This window comes from Celeribacter sp. HF31, assembly GCF_011806455.1.
In the GTDB taxonomy this organism is placed as follows: Bacteria; Pseudomonadota; Alphaproteobacteria; order Rhodobacterales; family Rhodobacteraceae; genus Celeribacter.
In genome coordinates this window covers 249,760-269,511 of the sequence record NZ_JAATOT010000007.1, presented here as the reverse complement: position 1 = coordinate 269,511, position 19,752 = coordinate 249,760, and the positions used below count along the sequence as shown (strand labels likewise).

Genomic DNA, 19,752 nt, shown 5'->3' with positions numbered 1-19,752 from the left:
CTGAAACTGTGATCGCCAAAAGAGTGCAGGATGGGCCCGTGACTCGGAGCAAGGGGTGGATTCCGGACCTTCGCTGCGCGTTGCACGAATGGCAGTTCCGCGCCGCCAACGAAGCTTTACAAAACTTGTGAGCATTTTTCATCGCAGTGTAAACCGGTGCTCTGCCGTAATCGAAGACTGATGAAAGATTGGTCAATCTCAGCAGTTTTTGGCAGCGCGACTTAGAAGTCCAATTCGACTCTCGGAACGCTTGGTTCAACTACGTCCAAAGCTGCCCGACGCCGGCTGCAGGGTGAGCCCGACGAAGAGTGAATTCGACACTTGTCGACAGGTAGTCGAGGTGTCAGCAGGATATATTGCCGCATTCAGTTCCTCACGTGGACAGCACGACTGGTGAAAAATCTCTGTTCTTAATCTTAAATTTTTCGCGCTTTTATTAAGAAATGATAAAGGTCATGATCGAGCGTCCGGTGGGAGGCCGGACTGTAAGCTGCGCATTGACGCGCCGACGGCCAACGGTTTTCAAGCCAACCGCCAAGGCGACCCGCCAGCGCTTATGACATTTGGGAGGATATCATGACATTCACACGCCGTTCGAGTCTGGCCTTGCTGGCCAGCATGGCGATCACGCCTCTTGCTGCCTTTGCGCAGGAGGATTACCCGAACCGTCCGATCACCATCGTCGTTCCCTATGGAGCGGGTGGCACCACCGATATTTCAGCGCGCCAGATGGCGACAATGGCGGAAAAGATCCTTGGTCAGCCCATCGTGGTGGAAAACCAGCCCGGTGCCAGCGGCACGAACGCGATGCGTGCCGTCGCAGCCGCCGACCCGGACGGCTACACACTGATTGCGACGACCTCGTCGCCGTCTTTCGTCACCCCGGCGCTTCGCGACGTAGGCTATGACACGCTGGCAGATTTCACACCCATCCTGAACTATTCCGGCCCGTACCACGGCGTTGTCGTTCCTGCGGACAGCCCCTACGAAACGCTCGCCGCTCTGATCGAAGGTGCAAAATCCGGTGCGGTGACCTATGGCACCGCAGGCGCAATGGGCGGCGCGCATCTGGCCTTCGCCTCGGTGGCCAAGGAAACCGGTGCCCAGCTTCAACACGTGCCCTTCGACGGCGCCTCCAAGGCCACGGCAGCGGTGCTGGGCGGTCACGTGAACGCAGCCTTGGTGCCGGCCTATCGCGATCTGGTCCAGGACGGTCAGTTGCGCCTTCTGGGTGTGCTCGACGGCACTAACGACCCGGACTTCCCCGACGCACCGACGCTGAAGGAGGCGGGGTTGGCGGCAGAATTCCCCTCGATCGTCGGCATCATGGCACCGGACGGCACCGACCCGGCGATCATCGCCAAGCTCGAAGCCGCGTTCACCGAGGTCGCCATGTCGGATGACTTCAAGACCTTCATGACCGACCTCAGCCAGCCGGTGCGGATCATGTCCGGCGAAGAGCTCGCCGCGACGATTCAGGAAAACCTGAACGCCTATCGCGACATCGCCAAGGACCTTGGCAATTGAGCCACAAGACGCAAGGCGGGTTCGCCCGCCCGGGCTTTCGAACGCTGACCGTCGGGCTCTTGCTCGCGGCAGCGGCCTGGGGGCTTGTGAGCCTGGATAGCCAGATCGAGATCTTTGGGTTCGGCGCCTCGGGGCCGGATGCCCGCAGCTTTCCCCGCGTGGCCCTGTGGCTGTTGGCGGCTGTCGCGGCACTTCGCCTCATCCTATGCCTGCGCACTGAGGATACCCCGCTTGGTCTGTCCCGGTTGGGCCGGGTTCTGACCCTGACGGCAAGTTGCGCGGCGGCGCTCTGGGCGATACCGCACATCGGGTTCTTCTTCGGAGCTGCTGGCGTGGGGATCGTCGTGGCGCTGGTTCTCGGTGAACGTCGTCCGCTTTTGCTGGGCCTGCCGCTGGTCATTGCTGCGGTCGTGACCTTTGGCGGACGGTATGGGCTGAGCATCCCTCTGCCCTAACCTTTTCGATCCTTTTCAATATGCAATGGAGCGCAAGCTATGCTTGTCGATGCCTTTCTTGAACTCTTGAACATCTGGGTGCTGGTTGCGGCGCTGATCGGGATCGTCTCGGGGATCATCATCGGGACGATCCCCGGCCTCGGGCCGACCATGGCCATCGCCCTGTTGATCCCGGTCACATTCTCGATGCAGCCGATCCCGGCGATCATCCTGCTTCTCGGCGTCTATCAGGGCGCGATCTTTGGCGGATCGATCTCGGCGGTCCTGTTGAACGTGCCGGGCACGCCGTCCTCGGCAGCGACAGCCATCGACGGCTTCGCCATGGCGCGCCGCGGCGAAGGTGGCCGGGCGCTGCGCTTTGCCCTCTATGCAAGCGTCTTCGGCAACATCTTTAGCTGTTTCGTGCTGATGGCGCTGGCGGAACCGCTGGCGCGCTTCGCACTGGATTTCGGCCCGGCGGAAATGGCGATGTTGATGCTGTTTGCCTTGCTGGTGATCGTCATCTTCGGCGGCGGATCGAAACTGGACGCGTTGATCATGGTGTTGGTGGGCGCATGTGCGGGCATCGTGGGCCTCGACCCGATCAGTGGCACGCCGAGGTTCACCTTTGGCTCCTTTGCCTTTGAAAATGGGTTCCAGTTGATCCCGGTGTTGATCGGCCTGTTCGCAATGGCCGAAGTTCTGATGCAGGCCTTTGACCGAGAGCCGCTGGTGGGCGATGTTCAGGTTCCGCCGCTGAAGTCGTCGGTCGTGCGCTTTGCCGAGGTGTGGCGGATGCGGGTGACACTGCTCTTGTCCTCGATCATCGGCACCTTTGTCGGCATCCTGCCGGGGATCGGTTCCACCGTGCCCGCCTTCATGAGCTACAACCTCGCTCGCTCGCGTTCCAAGGATGCCGAGCAGTTTGGCAAGGGCGCACCTGAAGGCGTCGCCGCCCCCGAAGCCGCCAACAACGCCGTGACCGGCGGAGCGTTGGTGCCGACGCTGGCGCTCGGCATTCCCGGCGACGCGGTCACGGCAGTGATCCTTGGCGCCTTCATGCTGCACGGGCTGGCGCCGGGGCCGTTCCTCTTCCGCGATCACGGGCTGGAGGTTTATGCCATCTTCGAGGCGCTCTTGTTGTCGTCCATCCCGACGGTGATCTTGGGCCTCATGTTCTTTCGCGTTGCGATCCACGTCACGCGCATTCAGCCGCGCCACCTGTTGCCCGCGATCACGATCCTCGCGGTCTTCGGAGCGTTTTCGGTGAACAACAGCCTGTTCGATGTCTGGGTGATGCTCGGCGCAGGCGTGCTGGGGTTCCTCTTCCGCCGCGCCAACTTCCCGCTGCCGCCGCTGCTGATCGGGTTGATCCTTGGAGCACCATTCGAACAGAGCCTGCGACAGGCCTTACTGACCTCGGGCGGCAGCTACGGCATCTTTGTCGGATCACCCATTACCCTCGGACTGATGGCGCTGATCGTGCTCTGCGTGCTGATCAGCTTGGCTCTCGACATCAGAAAGGCGCGGACATGATTACCGATTGCCACATGCATTCCTTTGCTAAGGACGCTCCCCCGAAAACCGGCGCCTATGCCCCGCCCAAACGCGATATCCGCGACTACATGGCAGAGGCCGCGCCTCTGGGCGTGCGCCGCGCCGTTGTGGTGCAGGCCTCGGTCGATGGAACGGACAACAGTCGCTTGGTGGCGGCGCTAAGCACCGAAGGCCCCGTTGCCTTGCGCGGCGTCGCCATGATCGACGCGGATGCCAACCTGCCCGCATTGCATGCCGCTGGCATCCGCGCGATCCGCATCCAGGACCGCGCACGGCTGGGCGACAGTGCGCTCGGGCAATTGCCTGACCTCGCGGACAGGATGGCAGAAGTCGGGTGGCATATCGAGTTGAACACGGAGCCGCACAGCTTTGACCGGATCGGAGCGATGCTGCCCGACCTGCCCGCAGACGTGCTGTTGATTCTCGATCACATCGGTCATGTCGACCCCGACGCGCCGGACGCCCTGTTCCGGCTTCTCGACACGGGCCGCATCTGGGTCAAACTCTCCCCGACCCGGGTCAGCACCGATATCGGGCGCTACGCCGACCTGTCCGCGCTGATGACACGTCTCGGGACGGATTTTCCCGACCAGATCCTCTGGGGCAGCGACTGGCCGCATGTGATGACCCCCGAGCCAGTGCCGGAGATCCCGCCGATGTTGGAGCTATGCCGCACGGCGTTCAGTGCCGATACCTTCCGGCGGTGCATGTGGGACAATCCCGAAACGCTCTACGGCTTTTGAGCCGTTTGCACCTTAGAGCGCGCCGGAAAACATCGGCGCGCCAGCGATTCCCAACTCCGTCGGGAACTCTGCCTTCAGGATGCTGCCACTGTCGCTTTCTGTGATGAACAGGGTCCGCCCCTCCGGCCCGCCAAAGGCGCAATTGGTCGTGCCGAGGCCGCGCGGCGAACGCACCACAGCGATGGGACGTCCCAGCACATCATGCACCCAGACCAGCCCCATGCCGGTCTGACACACCACGACGCCGCCAGCGGAGGTCAGCGCAAGCCCGTCTGGCCCCGCGCGGCCGCCGGAGAACTGGATGAAAAGCCCGGCCTTGTTCACCCGCCCTGAGGGCGACATGGGCAAGCGCCAGACGGCATTCGCCCGCGTCACGGCAAGGAAGAGTACGTGTTCGGCAATGTCCAGCACCAGTCCATTGGGGCTCGGCACCTTGTCGATCAGACAGGTCAGCGCGCCCGTTTCCGGCACCCATTTCCAAACACGGCCTGTGGGGTCTTGCAGCCCGGTCTGGCCCTGATCGGTGAAGTAAAGCGCGCCGTCGCGACCGAAATGCAGGTCGTTGCAGCCTTTGAAACTTTCGGTGTCGGCATCGCCGAGCGCCTTGCTCACCGTCCCGCTGTCCGGGTCCAGCAACATGATGCCGTTCTGATAATCCGCCAGAAAGATCCGCCCGTCGCGGTGGATCTTCAGCCCGTTGGGCTGGCCGTCATACTCGGCGACCTGGTTGATTCCACCGCCTTGATCGGCCCGAAACACCCGACCAAAAGGGATGTCGACGAACCAGAGATTCCCCTGCGCATCAAAGGACGGCCCCTCAAGGAAACTGTCCGCAGGCGCGCCGCGTCGGTTCTTTTCCGCCCAGTAGGACGGCTGACCCGTGCGGCGCAGCGCGGCGGGCAGCTCGGTAAAGACCTCGGCATCAAGGATGACCGGCTCAGGAAAGGGATAGGTATGTGTCATCCGAACGTAAACTCCGGCAAGAACAGGGCGATATCAGGCACACCGATGAGAAGCAGCATGAAGGCGACGATAATGAAGAAGAAGGGCAAGGTACCCATGATCACGTCCTCGACCTTGACCTCATCCGACGACGAGGCCACGACAAAGAGGATCACGCCCAGCGGCGGGGTCAACTGGCCCAGCTCCACCAGGATCACGACGAAGACGCCGAACCAGATCGGGTCGACACCCATGGCCATCAGCGCCGGGAAGATCACCGGCACGATAATCGCGATCATGCCGAGGCCCTCCATGAAACAGCCCAGGATCGCAAAGACCACCATGATGATCAGCAGGAAGGTCAGGCGCGAGACATTGGCCTCTTCCAGCATGCCGACGAGATCCTCGCCGATACCCGAGAGCGCAGTCGCGTAGGCAAAGATCATCGAGGTGAAAACAATGAACAGGATGTTTCCGCTCATGGAGGCGGTACGGGACAGCGCGTCCTTGAGAAGTTGCAGGCTAAGCTTGCGATAGAGTGCGGCGATCAGGATGGCGCCCACTGTGCCCACGGCCCCGGCCTCGGTCGGTGTGGCAAAGCCGCCGTAGATGCTACCCAGCACGATGAAGATCAGCATGAGAAACGGCACGATGTCCAAGAGCGCGCGGCCCAGATCACCGAGACTGGCCTTGGTCTCGGACTTCGGCGCCAGAGACGGATTAATCAGCACGCGCGCCATGATGAAGCCCATATAACACAGCGCCAGAACGATCCCCGGCACCAGACCGGCGGCAAAGAGCCGCGCGATCGAGGTCTCGGTGAAAGTGGCATAGATGATCATGGTGATCGACGGCGGGATGAGAATGCCCAGCGTTCCTCCCGCGGCCAGCGACCCGGCGACGAGGCGACGGTTGTAGCCACGCGCGGACAGTTCCGGCAGGGCGACCGTAGACATGGCGGCGGCGGTGGGGGCGGAGCCGCCCGAAATCGCCGCGAAGATGCCGCTACCCGCGATATTGGTGTGCAACAATCCGCCCGGAAGCCGCCGCATGAAGGGCGCGACACCGTTATACAGGCGCGTCGAGAGACCCGAGCCCAGCAGGATTTCGGCCATCAGAACAAACAGCGGAATAGCGGCAAGGGTAAAACTGTTGGCGGCGCCCCAACTGACAAGCCCAAGCGCCTTCCAGCCCCCAAAGCCCTTGAGGAGCCAGATATAGGTCAGACCGGCACCGGCAACAGCGAATTGCACCCACATGCCGCCAAGGATCAGGCCAATCAGCAGGCCAAAGGCGAGGATCGCTTCCATTTTACTTGTCCCCGTAATTGCGGAAGGTCAGCAGCAGTTGCTCGACCAGAAAGAACGCCAGCACGGAAAAGCCGAGCGGCAGGATGATCTGCGGGATCCAAAGGGGCGTGCGCAGGACGGTCGGCGCGAACTTGCCGCGCGAAAAGGACGACAGCGTCAGATCCTTGGTCTTCCACGCGAGGATCACGCAGATCGCCAGCGCGACGAGCGCAAAGACGCGGATCAGCCAGCGGCGCGTGCCCTCAGGCCAGGTGTCCAGCAGGAAATGCACCTGGAACATCGCATGGCTACGCAATGCCAGAGCCGCGCCGAAGAAGGTCATAAAGACGACGCCGTAGCCCGTCAGTTCCTCGGCAAAGCCCAGCGAGTAATTAAAGCCGCCGCGCAGCAGCGCCTCGAGGCAGACCAGCGAGACCAGCGCCACAAGGACCGTGCCGGTTGCAACGCCCGTGATCCGCGCGGCAACGTCGAAAATGGGGCCGGCCGATGCCGGCCCCGTTCTGCTCTGCGTCTGCATCTTACTTACCGATGGCTTCGCGCACGGTGGCGAGGGCTTCGACATACTCCGGCCCGTTTTGCTCGGCCCAGGCTTCCCAGAACGGCGTGAGCTTTTCGGCCGCCATGGCGGCATCGCCATCTGCGGCGTCAACAAGCATCATGCCCGCTGCCGATTGCGAAGCCTTCTGCGCCTCTTCATCCTCAAGGAAAGCCGCCGTGGTCTTGGGCCCCTCTTCGGCGACGATGGTGCGCAGCTTGGCCTGCGTGTCTTCGGACAGAGCGTCGAAGCTGTCAGCATTGGCGATGATCATCGAGTTGCCGTAGTTCACTGCGAAACGGTAGTTGTAGGGCAGGAATTCGTGCCAGTTCTTGGCCCCACCCGCCGAGGCGGTCAGCACGCCTTCGATCACGCCGCGTTCCAGCGAGGTCGGCACTTCGGAGCCGGATAGGGTGATCGGCGCACCGCCGAATTCCTCGATGAATTTGCCCTGCTCAGGCGACGTCACGCGGATCTTGTGACCTTCGAGGTCGGCCAGCGAGTTGATTTCAAAAGTGGTGAAGATGGTCTGTTCCGGGTAGCGGTAGCCGCCCAGCAGCACGACGCCCTGCTCTGCGAAGGCATCGACCAGCGTCGGTTCCATCGCCTCGTAGGCCTTGGCCCATTCCTCGTCGTTCTCGATCAGCATCGGCAGGTTCAGCACCCGCGCGATCGGCACGCTGCCGGAAAAGAAGAAATCGGCCGCCATGTCGATGATGCCGTCGCCCACGGCCTGCGTGATATCTGCGGACGCGATCTGCAAGGTCTTGCCAAGGTGCAGGTCGATGGTCAGATCGGTGTCTTCCGCAACGCGGTCGACGATGCGTGTCATGCCCTTGACGGCGGACGTCGTCGAGACGGACGAATAGGTGTAGGCGGTCCAGTCGTCGGCATGTGCGACGGTGGCGGACGCGGCGATCAGCGCAGCAGCGCCGAGGGTTTTAATGGTCATGATTTTCCTCCAGTTTCAAAGTGTTGTTCCGGGCGTTGCGGCCCGGCCCGTCTGTTTTCAGTCGGCTGGAACGGCCTCTGGATCGAAGCTTGCCAGCTGTGCGGCGACGCAATGGCTCAGCGCGGTAAAGGCGCGCTCCACCTTGTCTGATCCGATGACAAAGGGATTGCCCTCGGCACCTGCCTCCATGGCGTCGAGTTTGGTGTAAGTCCCATCAAGGGTCTTGTGGTTGGAAAGGAACACGTCAAAGCCTTCCTCTCTGGCCATCGCGGCAAGGCGGCGCTGAGAATCGATCATCTGAACGAAACGCCCGGCATCCGGCCCAAAGTTCAGACCGTTGCCCCCCCAGATGATCGCCTTGTGCAGTTCGCCATCGTCGGTCACCGGAACGATCGTCGAAAGCGTGCCCGGCGTGTGGCCCGGCGTTTCCAGCAGGGTAATCGTCGTGTCGCCCAGTGTCACCGTGGCGCCATCACCGACACTGACGTCACGCTGGGGCGGACGACCCCACAAGGGATCATCGAACTGAAGCTCGTCTTTCTCCAGTTCCTGCCAGTCGGTTTCCGACATGATGATTTCGGCGCCGTATTTATCCTTGAGGTAAACGGCGCCGCCGTAGTGGTCGCCATGCGCATGGGATACGACGATCTTCTTGATGTCGACCGGATCCAGCCCGATGTCGCGCAGCCCGCCTTCGATGTAGCGCTTTGCCTCATCTTCGTTGTTGAGCGCATCGATCAGGATGATGCCGTCGGACGTGGGGATCGCCCAAGCGGTCACCCAAGCCGTTCCAAGGAAGATCAGGTTGTCAAAGACCGCCGTGGTGCGCGGGTCGCCCTTGCCAATGAGGCGCTCCAGCATCTCATGCCCCTTGTCATGGGGAATGGTGAAAGACTTGCCGATCTTGCTGCAATGTCCCAGCACATGCGCAAGCTCGTCACCCGCGGCGGCTTCGGCCGCAGCCACGTGGCGGGCCGACAGGTCTGGATCGCTCTCGGTGAATGCCGGAAGCGCCCCAAGCAGAAGCGCACCCGTCAGTGCGGTGCCCAACCTGAATTTCATACTGTTCTCCTCCCAAAAATCAGTAAGTCACTTCTGTCGCGGAAATTTCATTTCCAAGGGGTCTCAGCCCAAATCTGAGCGGCGATGCGGTCCTGTTTGGCGGCGGTGGCAGCGAAATCGTCGCCAACCATGAAGGCAATCGGATTGCCCTGCTCGGCCATCATCGCCTGAAACTCGGGGTTTTCGTTGACGGCGCTCAGCGCGCTGAGCAGCTGCTCGGTCGTGGTCGCGTCCATGCCCGCCGGGGCGACGATGCCGCGCAGGGATGACATCTGCACGTCATAGCCCAGCTCCTTTGCAGTCGGCACATCCGGGCGGAAGGGCGAGCGTTCATCGGCCAGCACCGCCAGTACGCGCAGCTCGTCGGGGAAGTTCGAGGTCTGGCCCAGCGTCATGGTTCCGGCGGCCACATGCCCCCCCATGATCGCGGTACGGGCGTTGGACGCGCCCTTGAACGGCACCAGCGTGAACTCCGCGCCGCTTGCGTCCTGCATCATGTTGGCGGCGAAATGATCGTTACCCCCAAGGCTGGACAGCCCCAGCGTGATCGCACCCGGATCGACCTTGGCCGCGTCGATAAGCTCGCCCAGCGTCTGGAACTGCGACGAGGCCGCGACGGTGATGGTGTTCGGGTCCTCAACGAAATTCGCGAGGTAAGTAAAGCTGTCCACGTCGTAGTCCGCCGCACGGTCCTTGGTCAGTGCAAGGGCTGCCGGCAGGTTGAAGGTGCCCAGCGTGTAGCCATCGGGCTTTGCCCCGGCGACCTCGGTAAAGCCGATCTGGCCTCCGGCACCGGGCATATTCTTGACCACGACCGATGCGCCGTCGCCCAGCTCCTGCTCGAGGAATTGCGCGACGGTGCGCGCCATCACATCTGTGCCGCCGCCCGCAGAATAGCCGACGACGACCTCAACGGGCTTTTCCGGGTATTCAGCGAATGCGGCTGTGGCCGAAAGGCTCAGCACCAGCGCGGTAAGGGTGAGTTTCATGACGGTATCCTCCCAATGTCATGTGTGAAAATCTGTTCTTCGATGTCGTAGCTGCGCGCGGCGCTGCGCCAGAACAGGGTGTCCCGTTCGTCGCGGCTCAGCGGTGCGGCGAGGCGTTTGAAGGCGTTCCAAAGCGTCCGGTAGCCGACCTGTCCCTTGTCCACGGGGAAGTTGCTTTGAAACATCGCGCGATCGGGGCCGAAGAGGTCGAGACAGGTTTCGACCCAGGGACGCCAGTCCTCCGCCAGCGTCTCGGAGTGCGGCGGCAGGGGCGCATCGGCATACCGCCAGCCAAAGACACCGAGGCCGAAGCCGCCGATCTTGACCCGCGTGTTGGGCAGTGCGGCCACCGTGCTCAGCGCGTCACGCCAGGCGCGGAAATTCTCAGGGTCAAAGCGATCATGCGGGCCGACACCCAGCGGTCCGCCGCAATGGTCGACGATGACGGTCAGCTCCGGCACAGCTTCTGCCAATGCACGAACCTCGTCCAGTTGGGTCTGGTAGGCCCAGATATCGAGGCTCAGCCCCTTTGCAGACACCGCTTGCGCGCCCTCGCGGAAGGCGTCCGAACGCAACAGGCCCTCGGGCGGCGGCTTCGGATTGGAGCGCACTGCCGGATTGGCATGCCATGCGGTGGTGTTGCGGATGCCCTTGACCCGGCCCCGCCCCGCCTCGACCAGCGCGTCCAGTACCGGACGTACGCCGTCGCCCAGTTGCAGGTCCGCCATCGCGACGATGCCCGTCGGAAAGCGATCATGCCCGCGTGTCCAGTCCAGCACGGTTTCGACTTCGCCCACCGGGCGAAGGGCCTCTGGGCCGTCTGTGCGGTAGCCGGTGCGACACTGGACGTAGAGACTGGCCCGCACGTCATGGCCCGTGGTTATATCCGCCATCAATTCCTCTGCCCGATAACGGCCCTCAGGCCGATCCCAAAGGTGGTGGTGGCAGTCGAAAATGGGTTGCTCCGGCGCAAGAACGTCCTCTTGCGCCAGAGCGAGCCAATCCTCGCGGACCCTATGATGCGGGCTTACGGTCATGCCTTCTTGCGGCTGTCGATGTAGCGTTTCTTCAGCGTCGGGCCGACGACCACGGCGATGGTGAGCGCCACAAGGATCAGGCTCGTGGTGTTCTGGAACAGGATCATCGGGTCTCCGCGTCCGATCCGCAGAGCAAGGCGCAGGTTCTCTTCGGCAAAGCCACCAAGGATCAGGCCCAGCACGACGGGCGGCAGCGGGAACTTGAGCCGGTCCATCACCCAGCCAATCGCACCGAAGCCAAGCATCAGATAGACGTCGAACATGCGGCCATGGATCGAATAGACGCCGATCAGCATGAGCACGATGATCACCGACCCCAACAGCGGCCGCGGCAGGTTCAAGAGGCGCGCGAAGGAGTTGGTCGCCAGCGAGCCACCCAGCAGGACCAGAAGGATCGCGCCGAAGAGGAACTGCCACATGAAGCCGAAGACGATGTCCGGGTTGTCGCGGAACAGCATCGGCCCGGGTTGCAGGCCATGGACCAGCAGCCCCCCCAGCATGACCGCCGCGACGGCGGTGCCCGGGATACCCAGCGTCAGCGCGGGGATCAGCGCGGAGGCAGTGTCGGCATTGTTGGCGACTTCTGCGGCGGCGACGCCCTCGGGCTCACCCTCACCCCATTTCTCGGGATGCTTGGAGGTACGCCGCGCTTCGTTATAGGACATGAACGCCGCCATCGATCCGCCCGCTCCGGGCAGAATGCCGATCCAGATGCCAAGGAAGGACCCGCGCAACCACGTCTTCCAGAAGGATTTCATGCGCGGGAGTGCTTTCCAGAGCGACTGCGTCCCCAGCTTGGAGCTGCTGACGCCGTCGGTCTTGAGCGGCGTTTCCAGAAGGTCGATCACCGGCGGCAAGGCGTAGAGGCCGACCAGCAGGATCACGATGTTGATGCCGTCGAGCATCTCCAGCTGGCCAAAGGTAAAGCGGTCGTTGCCATAGATCGGGTCAGAGCCGATCACCGATACGAAGACCCCGAAACAGGCCGAGATCAACCCCTTCACCGGGTTACCGCCCAGCAGGAAGATGATCGAGGCAAGGCCGAAGACAGCGACCCAGAACACCTCGGACGGGCCAAAGAGCAGCGTCACCTTGGACAGCGGCGGTGCCAGCAGCATCAGCGCAAAGGCAGAGGCGATACCGCCGAACGCGGAGGACACCACCGCGACCTGCAACGCGAATCCCCCTTCGCCCTTTTGCGCCATCGGGTAGCCATCAAACGTGGTGGCGACGGCGGCCGGCGTACCGGGGATACGGAGCAGCACGGCGGGGATTGCGCCGCCATACATCGCCCCGTTGTAGATGCCCGCCATCAGGCCGAGCGCCACAAGCGGTTCGAGACCAAATGTAAAGGGCACGAGAACAGAGATCGCCATAGTGGCCGAGAGCCCCGGCATGGCGCCCACGACGATGCCCGCGATCACGCCGATCACAACGGCGGCAAAGTTCGTCCAGGCAAAGACATCCGGAAGGGCATGGAGAAGGTCAGAATACATGATTTAGTGCCCCCAAAAGCGGCCAGTGGGGAAGTCCTGCGACATCCCGAAATCGAAGATCGCCCAAATCGTGCCGACGACGATCACCGTCGCGATCAGAAGGCCGATGGGGCTGCGATAGCCGAAGATCCACGCGACCAGCGGGATCGTCACTGCAGTGCTGACGTAAAAGCCGATGAAATCACACGCCAGCGCGTAGGTGACGATCAGCAGGAACGCCCCGATCACCCGTTTGGGGGCCTGCGTCATCGACTTGGCAGGCTCGCCCGCGCGAGCCTTGCGCTGGTCCGAAACCAGAAGGGCCACCGACAAGACGATCAAACCAACCAGCATGGCGGCGGGGAGAAGTGCGGAAATCGGGCGCAGAGCGGTGGTTGGGATCAGGAAGCCTGCGGCGGCCACAATGATGCCAAGCGCGGTCAGGGTCTCGGGCCGGGTCAGGCGGGAATTTCGGCTCTCGGGCATGGGTTTGCTCATGATGTAAGGAATGGGGTGCGTGAGGGGACGAGCCCCTCACGCGCGCGGGCTCAGTTCCAGGGGGTGGTTTCCCAGACGCCCTTGGCGAGTTCATGCAGGTCAGCTGTCAGCTGCTTGAATTCTTCGCCCGTCACCACTTCGACCGGGTTGGCGGTCGCCGCCATGGCGTCGAGGAATTCCTGGTCGCTGGACAACTGCGAGAACGCGTCGATCAGCTTGGCCTGTACGTCTTCGGGCAGACCGGCGGGCGCGATGAAGCCACGCATAGAGCCGTTCACGAGATCGAGGCCCTGCTCTTGGAAGGTCGGCAGGTCCGGCGCAAACTCAGAACGCTCCTTGGTAGCGACGCCCAGCACGTTCAGCTGGTCCTGGAATTCGGCCACTTCGGAGATGTTCAGGATGCCCATGGCGACATGGCCACCCAAAAGCGCGGTCCGTGCGGGGGCAGAGCCCTTGAACGGAACGATGGTGAACTCGGTGTCGGTGGCGTTCTCCAGCTTGATGAGGGCGAAGTGATCGTCGCCGCCAAGGCTCGACATCGCGACGGTGACCGCGCCGGGATTGGCCTTGGCCTCTTCCAGAAGCTTGTCGAGGGTGTCGAGCCCGGTGTTTTTGGCCGTCACGATCACGTTGGGGTCGTTCACCACGTTTGCGAGGTAGGTAAAGCTTTCCTTATCGTAGTCCGCCTTCCGATCCACGGTGCGCGCCATCATGCCCGGCAGGTTGAAGGTGCCCAGCGTGTAGCCATCCGGATCGGCATTCGCCGCTTCGGTCACGCCGATCTGGCCCGAGGCACCCGGCATGTTCTTGACGACGAGGCTGGCACCGTCGCCAAGGTATTTCTCGATGAAGGGCGCAGCGGTGCGCGCCATGACGTCGGTGCCACCACCGGCCGAATAGCCCACGATGACCTCGATGGGCTTTTCGGGATACTCGGCCAGAGCGGCGCCTGCGGTGAGGCACATCGCGCTTGCGATGGCGGTTTTCTTGAAGAAATTGAGCATGTTACTCCTCCGATTCATGCAGTTTTTTTCAGTTTCAGGGCAGAGTGCAGCCGCGGTCCTTAAGCGCGTGGTCGACCCATGTCCGGTCGTTGGTTCCGGCCTCGATTGCAGCCATCTGCTTGATCTCGGCGTCGGATTTCGCCTGTGTGGCCTTCAGGACCGTTTCGGCCTCATCGATCGGCACGCAGAGCACGCCGTCGCTGTCGCCAATGACGATGTCGCCGGGGTGGATCACCATGCCGTCGATGGCGATGGGGACGTTGAGCTCACCGGGGCCGTCCTTGTAGGGGCCGCGATGGGTCACGCCCGCCGCCCATGTGGGCAGGTTCGTTTCGCGGAAGTTGTCGAGGTCGCGGATCGCGCCGTCGATGACGAAACCGACGACACCTTTCTTGATCGCATAGGCCAGCATCAGCTCGCCCATCAGCGCGTTGTCCAGAGCGCCGCCCGCATCGACGACAATGACATCGCCAGGCACAGCCCGGTCGATGGCCGCGTGAAGCATAAGGTTGTCGCCAGGGCGCGCCTTGACCGTCAGGGCGACGCCCGCCATGCCGCCGGATGTATGCATCGGGCGCAGGCGCGATCCAGCGGCGGTCATGCGCGACATGCTGTCAGACACATTGGCCACGGGTAGCTTGGCGAATTCGGCGACGATCTCTGCGGAGGCGACGCGGTCGCGATTGAGGATCCGGAAACCTAGAGTCATTGTTGTTTCTCCACGTTGGACTGCTCCGCCTGTGCGGCGGCCAGCAATTTGCGGTTGATGATGCGTTCAGGGGCGACGGTCTGACCGTCGAGGATCTGGAAGATGCCGCGCACCGCGTCGATGCCGACGCGTGCACCGGCTTCGCGGGTCACGCCGCCGATGTGCGGGGTCAGCACGATTTCCGGCACGGCAAAGAACGGATGGTCGGCGGCCGGCGGCTCGGATGCGAAGGTATCAAGCCCGGCGCCCGCCAGATGCCCGCTCTGGATTGCGGCAACCAGCGCCGGCTCGTCGATCAGCCCGCCGCGGGCGGTGTTGATGATGTAAGACCCTTTTGGCATGCGGGCGATGGAGTCAGCGTTCAAAAGGCCGCGCGTCTGGTCGGTCAGCGGGCAATGCAAAGAAAGAATGTCAGACTGCGCCAGCATGTCCTCGACCGTGGCGCAACGGGTGACGCCAAGCGCCTCAAAGGCACTGTCGGGGGCAAAGGGGTCAAAACCCACAAGCTTCAGCCCCAGCCCCTTCGCCATGCGGCCCGTCGCCTGCGCAATCGCACCCATACCCATGAGGCCCATGGTTGATCCGGCGATCTCTCGGCCCGAAAAACCGGGCTTTTCCCATCGACCGGCCCGTAGCCCCGCATCGAGTGGCAAAATGCGTTTCACCGTCGCCAGCAGCAGCGCAATGGCGTGTTCGGCAACGGACACCGCGTTTGCACCGGTTGCGACCAGCACCGGGATGCCCCGGTCTGCCGCGGCCTGAATGTCGATATTGTCGACGCCAACGCCGTGTTTTGAGATCACCTTGATCTGCGGAGCCGCATCCATCACTGCGGCGTCCAGTCGCCCCATGCGGGACACGATGCCTTCGGCACCCGTCTGCTGGAGGTAATCTGAAATCACCGCGCTGTCGGCATAGGGCGGCGTATGCACCGTCTGATATCCGTGATCCGCCACCAGTTTGGCTGCTGACGGATCGAGGTCGGGCCCCGTTACGAGGATTGTCTTGCTCATCACGCGTGTCTCCATAGCGTCCCGAAGAGTCGGGGCGCGCCATTTCGTCTCGTTGTTTTTCGAATGGCCCACAGCGGTCTCCCAAACCGGACTGCGGGTGTCCTCCTAGGTTTGGTACCCTAATGCCAAGAATGTCTTCACAAAAGCGCCGAATTCTGGTTATTAAGTTAAGAAAAACTGGATTTAATGATGGACACACGGCAACTGAAAACCCTTTTAGCGATCCACTCACACGGCACCTTTGCTCAGGCGGCGGACGTGGTTGGACTGACTCCCTCGGCTGTCAGCCAGCAGGTTCACGCACTGGAAGAGGAGTTGCACGTCACCATCTTCGACCGCAGCACACGCCCGCCGAGGGTCACGCCCGGCGGGATACAAGTCATTGAAATGGCAAGGGATATACTGCGCCGCGAAGAGGACACCAAGGCCAGCTTGCGCGGCGACCAGATTGCCGGGACACTGATGTTGGGGTCTGTACGGTCAAGCGCGCTGAACCTGCTGCCGCGCGCGCTGGTGCAAATGCGCCAGCGTTATCCCGACCTGAAACCGAGCCTGCGTATTTCGCTGTCCACGACCCTGATTTCGGATGTGGCCGCAGGACGGCTCGATGCCGCCATCGTTGCGGAACACCTCGGTTTTCCAAGTGCGCTGCGCTGGAGTCCCTTCCTGCGCGAACCGCTTTGGCTTATCGCCCCCCCCGGGACGGAATCGCGCGACCCGATCAAGCTCCTCAATACGCGTCCCTACATCCGCTTCCGAAGCTCCGTGCCGCTGGCCAATCTGATTGATACCGAACTTTCCCGTCTGGGCGTCGTGACGAACGACGTGGCCGAAATCGACACCATCGGATCGATCGTCACCGGAGTACGACAGGGTCTGGGCATATCAGTGGTGCCCCATGTCGCGCTGCAGGAGCCAGAGGATCTGAACATCACGCGCTTGCCCTTTGGAAATCCACAGGTGAATCGCCAGATCGGCATCGTTGAAAGAACGGAAGCACCACGTGCTGAAATTATCGCACTGCTGCACTCTGTTCTCGCGGATCTCTGCGGCGACTACGGAGTGGTCAGGCCCACACGATCCTGACCGTGTCCACGTTTCTGATCGCCGTAACGATACGCCGTGTCCCTGTGTCTTTGAAAGCGTCAGACGGCAGAACTCCACAGTCTGATTGTCACAGATCTTCAAACCTTTCAAAGTGAATGCCATCACTTTGGACCGAAAATGGTCATGATCTTAATTGGCCTAAAACGGCCATCCGACCGTTCTCACGCGAAGGTCCGTTTTGGGCCGTTTGCGTCCCAATCGCCTAAAACCTCCCCCAATCGCCGTCCGCCCTGTCCGCCGCTGTCCGCCTTGAAGCCCTGTTGATTATGGGGGCGGACGGTAGGCGGACGGGGCGGACAGCAAACGGGCCTATGTTTCATTTCCTATCCGCCCCTCGACCCCCTAGTTGGGTAATTGCCTAGAACGCCGCGCGCGAGGCGCAGCGCCTAGGTAGATACTTAGCTGTCCTCCCCCTCCCATCCTTCTATTTTCGCGATACAGACCAAACGCTTCCGTTCCTTGCCTTTACGTAGGTGTGTCACCTCCACGCCATGTGCGCGCAGGAGCGGGGTCACACGGCGCAGTTCGGCCCCGAACCCTGCCGCCTGCCTCGGGAAGGCCTCTGCGCTCTCTGTGAGGGCGGGGTAGAGCATCCGCAGGTAGGTGATCAGCTCCGAGGCCGTGCCGCGCCAGAGCCCTTGCTCCCGCACAAGCGTCAGAACCGCGCTCGCCACCGCGTCGCCGTCCAGCGCCACCTCTGCCGCCTCCTTTCGGTTGGCGGTATAGGCGGCCAGAAACGCCCCGTCAGGCCAGCCAAGGGCAAGCTCGGCGGCTGTGACCCATCGGGCAAAGTCGGCCATCCTGGGGCGCTCCGTGAGCGTCACCTGCGAGACATGCCCGAGAGCGTGTGAGGCTGCATCGAGGAGTGCCGCCAGAATGCGCGGCTGCGCCTTTTCGAACCTCTCCCAGAAATCGCTCTCAAAAGCCCGCTCTGTTGCCGGGATCGTCGGCAGGTGCAGCATGATTGCCCGATCCGCCAGGGCCGCCCGTTCTGCAAGGTCGGGAATACCGTTGAGGATCACGGGCCGGGTGGCGTCAAACAGCACCTCGTCCGCATCGCTGTGAAGCTTGCGGGTGGCAAAGCCGCCACCTGTGGCCAGGCGGCAGAGCGCATCCGCCACGGATGGTTTGACCTTCGATAGATTGTCGAAGGCCAGAACATGCGCGCCCTGGGCCGCGATTACCAAATCCCGCTCGTCCCCGGGAAAGCTCCGCGTGACCAATGTCGAGGGATCGACCAGCGCCGGCAGAACTTTCGAGGTGGTGCTTTTGGCGCTGCCCTGTTCGCCGGTCAGGATCAGAAGCGGGCAAGGGCCTTGCGCGCGCAAACAGCCCAGAAGCCAACCCATCATCAGCCGGAAGTCCTCGTCCGTGGCCGCGTTCACGAAGGGGCGCAGCAGATCGATCCCCGCGCCTCCAGCAATAGGAACGGGAAGAGGGGCCATACTGGGCGAACGTTTGAATCGAGCTGCTCTATCGTTCCGTAGCGTCGCGTTACGGATCACCCATCCCTCAGGAGAGATTTCCACACAGGACCAATCGGGCCGCCCGAGATCCAGAAACAAGCTCTTGGTCTCTAACGTATCGCGGCTTTCCCCGATACGGGTGTAAACCTCCCGTGTCTTGCCCTCAAAGGTCGCTTCCCCGATCATCTGCCGCATCTGCCGCATCTGCCGCATCTGCCGCATCTGCCGCATCTGCCGCATCTGATCATCGAGCTTGGAGGCGGGCGGAACTTTGCCGCTGGCCTGATATTCGGCATGGGCCAGGAGCCGTTTGAAGGCAGCGCTTTCCTGGGCGAAGGTCGCCGATGGCGATGTTCCATGCCCAGAGCCGCGTTTGACCGAGGCGTAGGGCTTGCCCTCCGGCGTGTGCCATAGCTCCAACCCGTCGAACAATTCGGGCTGCTCATCGATATTCGCCGGTGTCGGGGCAGTGTCGCCGGGGCCGTCATAGGGGGCGGCCAGTTTCAGGAGGCTATTCACCTCCCGCACGCCCCAGCCCGAGGCAATGACGTCCGCCGCATCCCAGCCCTTTGGATAGGATACGCTACGTAGGGAATTTTCCGCCGGATCTGCCTCGATAGGATACGCTACGTTACGTAGGGCCAAATCCGAGAACGGGATGATCTTCGGCAGGGTGCGGTATTCGCTACCTAACGTAGCGCAGAGCTTTTCCGCATAGCGTTGCCCTGGCTCGTCCTTATCGGGCCATACGTAAACGTTACGCCCGTTCAAAGCGGAGAGGTCGGATTTATGCGGCGCTTGCGCACCGCCGTAGGTCGTGGTGGCGACAAATCCGAGCGAGGCCAGCGCGTCGGCGCATTTCTCGCCCTCGGTGACAATCACCGCCCGGTCGTCATTCGCTGCGACCAATTCGTCCAGGCGATAAAGTGGGCGATGATCCGGGGCTTTCCAACTGCCCGTTTCCAGATCAAAGGGAATGAAGAACTTGTCGCCGCCCCGATCAAAGCGGTTGGCCACTAGAACCGCGTTTCCCTCGGCATCGCGATAGACAAATTGCGTCGACGGTTTACCTGCCTTCGGGTGACGTAGATCCGCAATCACAGCACTCATGCGCCCATCCCCCAATGTTCTAGAAGCTCCGTGGCGGCCTCTCGCTGAGAGAGGCCGTTGAGATAGGCGTAAAGGCTCACAGGATCGCGACCCGCGTCTTCTGTGGCGAAGTCCGCCCAGAGACCCGTATCCAGATTGATCTTGAACGATCCGGGGGTGCGGTCGCTACGGGTGGGGTTCAAAGCCACCCATTCCCGCCCGATCTGACGGCCATCCGGCAACCAGGTGGCCCCAGAGGCTGCGCATGCAGGCCATGTTCACCGCGACAAATTGGATGTGGCG

Annotated in this window: 19 protein-coding genes; 5 read left to right on the top strand and 14 right to left on the bottom strand. The window is 62.4% G+C overall.

From position 1 onward, the window contains the following. The first annotated feature begins 576 nt into the window (after positions 1 to 576). From HCZ23_RS16295 to HCZ23_RS16280, 4 genes are read left to right on the top strand one after another with little or no spacing between them, the layout of a single operon-like run. Positions 577 to 1,527: a tripartite tricarboxylate transporter substrate binding protein gene (locus HCZ23_RS16295; protein ID WP_167602796.1), complete on the top strand. Its 951-nt coding sequence runs from the start codon at positions 577 to 579 to the stop codon at positions 1,525 to 1,527. Continuing rightward, positions 1,524 to 1,982 carry a tripartite tricarboxylate transporter TctB family protein gene (locus HCZ23_RS16290; RefSeq protein ID WP_167602795.1) on the top strand — a complete coding sequence of 153 codons (459 nt, stop codon included), beginning with the start codon at positions 1,524 to 1,526 and terminating at the stop codon, positions 1,980 to 1,982. The genes HCZ23_RS16295 and HCZ23_RS16290 overlap by 4 nt, the downstream gene beginning before the upstream one ends. 39 nt (positions 1,983 to 2,021) lie before the next feature. After that, entirely contained in the window at positions 2,022 to 3,497 is a 1,476-nt protein-coding gene (locus tag HCZ23_RS16285) for a tripartite tricarboxylate transporter permease (RefSeq protein WP_167602794.1), read from the top strand. Then, positions 3,494 to 4,261, top strand: coding sequence for an amidohydrolase (locus HCZ23_RS16280; protein WP_167602793.1), 768 nt, complete (start codon positions 3,494 to 3,496; stop codon positions 4,259 to 4,261). The genes HCZ23_RS16285 and HCZ23_RS16280 overlap by 4 nt, the downstream gene beginning before the upstream one ends. Before the next feature lie 12 nt (positions 4,262 to 4,273). On the opposite strand, the gene HCZ23_RS16275 is transcribed toward HCZ23_RS16280, so the two are convergent. Genes HCZ23_RS16275 through HCZ23_RS16220 form a run of 12 tightly spaced genes read right to left on the bottom strand, consistent with a single transcriptional unit; the run spans position 4,274 to position 15,787 of the window. Further along, complete coding sequence (locus HCZ23_RS16275) at positions 4,274 to 5,224, bottom strand: SMP-30/gluconolactonase/LRE family protein (RefSeq protein WP_167602792.1); 951 nt, start codon at positions 5,222 to 5,224, stop codon at positions 4,274 to 4,276. Then, positions 5,221 to 6,513, bottom strand: a complete 1,293-nt coding sequence (locus HCZ23_RS16270; RefSeq protein WP_167602791.1) for a TRAP transporter large permease — start codon at positions 6,511 to 6,513, stop codon at positions 5,221 to 5,223. Before HCZ23_RS16270 ends, HCZ23_RS16275 begins: the two co-directional genes overlap by 4 nt. Before the next feature lies 1 nt (position 6,514). After that, entirely contained in the window at positions 6,515 to 7,030 is a 516-nt protein-coding gene (locus HCZ23_RS16265; RefSeq protein WP_167602790.1) for a TRAP transporter small permease, read from the bottom strand. A gap of 1 nt (position 7,031) precedes the next feature. Next, entirely contained in the window at positions 7,032 to 8,000 is a 969-nt protein-coding gene (gene dctP / locus HCZ23_RS16260) for a TRAP transporter substrate-binding protein DctP (protein WP_167602789.1), read from the bottom strand. Positions 8,001 to 8,057: 57 nt separating this feature from the next. Then, positions 8,058 to 9,062 carry an MBL fold metallo-hydrolase gene (locus HCZ23_RS16255; protein ID WP_167602788.1) on the bottom strand — a complete coding sequence of 335 codons (1,005 nt, stop codon included), beginning with the start codon at positions 9,060 to 9,062 and terminating at the stop codon, positions 8,058 to 8,060. A gap of 47 nt (positions 9,063 to 9,109) precedes the next feature. Continuing rightward, positions 9,110 to 10,051, bottom strand: a complete 942-nt coding sequence (locus HCZ23_RS16250; RefSeq protein ID WP_167602787.1) for a tripartite tricarboxylate transporter substrate binding protein — start codon at positions 10,049 to 10,051, stop codon at positions 9,110 to 9,112. Continuing rightward, positions 10,048 to 11,088: an amidohydrolase gene (locus HCZ23_RS16245; protein ID WP_167602786.1), complete on the bottom strand. Its 1,041-nt coding sequence runs from the start codon at positions 11,086 to 11,088 to the stop codon at positions 10,048 to 10,050. Before HCZ23_RS16245 ends, HCZ23_RS16250 begins: the two co-directional genes overlap by 4 nt. Then, the gene (locus HCZ23_RS16240) at positions 11,085 to 12,584 is read right to left on the bottom strand and encodes a tripartite tricarboxylate transporter permease (RefSeq protein ID WP_167602785.1); all 1,500 of its coding nucleotides are present in this window, start codon (positions 12,582 to 12,584) and stop codon (positions 11,085 to 11,087) included. Before HCZ23_RS16240 ends, HCZ23_RS16245 begins: the two co-directional genes overlap by 4 nt. Before the next feature lie 3 nt (positions 12,585 to 12,587). Beyond that, on the bottom strand, positions 12,588 to 13,061 hold the full coding sequence (locus HCZ23_RS16235; RefSeq protein WP_254870343.1) for a tripartite tricarboxylate transporter TctB family protein: 474 nt from the start codon (positions 13,059 to 13,061) through the stop codon (positions 12,588 to 12,590). 50 nt (positions 13,062 to 13,111) lie between these two features. Continuing rightward, positions 13,112 to 14,065: a tripartite tricarboxylate transporter substrate binding protein gene (locus tag HCZ23_RS16230; RefSeq protein WP_167602784.1), complete on the bottom strand. Its 954-nt coding sequence runs from the start codon at positions 14,063 to 14,065 to the stop codon at positions 13,112 to 13,114. Between the two features lie 34 nt (positions 14,066 to 14,099). After that, positions 14,100 to 14,774 carry an RraA family protein gene (locus tag HCZ23_RS16225; RefSeq protein ID WP_167602783.1) on the bottom strand — a complete coding sequence of 225 codons (675 nt, stop codon included), beginning with the start codon at positions 14,772 to 14,774 and terminating at the stop codon, positions 14,100 to 14,102. Then, on the bottom strand, positions 14,771 to 15,787 hold the full coding sequence (locus HCZ23_RS16220) for a hydroxyacid dehydrogenase (protein WP_167602782.1): 1,017 nt from the start codon (positions 15,785 to 15,787) through the stop codon (positions 14,771 to 14,773). Before HCZ23_RS16220 ends, HCZ23_RS16225 begins: the two co-directional genes overlap by 4 nt. Before the next feature lie 186 nt (positions 15,788 to 15,973). Between HCZ23_RS16220 and HCZ23_RS16215 the strand changes: the two genes are divergently transcribed. Continuing rightward, positions 15,974 to 16,873 (top strand): LysR family transcriptional regulator, encoded by a 900-nt coding sequence (locus HCZ23_RS16215; protein WP_254870342.1) that lies wholly within the window; start codon positions 15,974 to 15,976, stop codon positions 16,871 to 16,873. Positions 16,874 to 17,292: 419 nt separating this feature from the next. Here the strand turns inward: HCZ23_RS16215 and HCZ23_RS18180 are convergent, their stop codons facing one another. Together HCZ23_RS18180 and HCZ23_RS16205 are read right to left on the bottom strand one after the other, a co-directional pair. Next, a complete protein-coding gene (locus HCZ23_RS18180) occupies positions 17,293 to 19,470 on the bottom strand; it encodes a hypothetical protein (protein ID WP_167602781.1) in 2,178 nt (725 codons plus the stop codon). Then, complete coding sequence (locus tag HCZ23_RS16205) at positions 19,467 to 19,691, bottom strand: hypothetical protein (RefSeq protein WP_175580915.1); 225 nt, start codon at positions 19,689 to 19,691, stop codon at positions 19,467 to 19,469. Before HCZ23_RS16205 ends, HCZ23_RS18180 begins: the two co-directional genes overlap by 4 nt. Positions 19,692 to 19,752 lie beyond the last annotated feature (61 nt).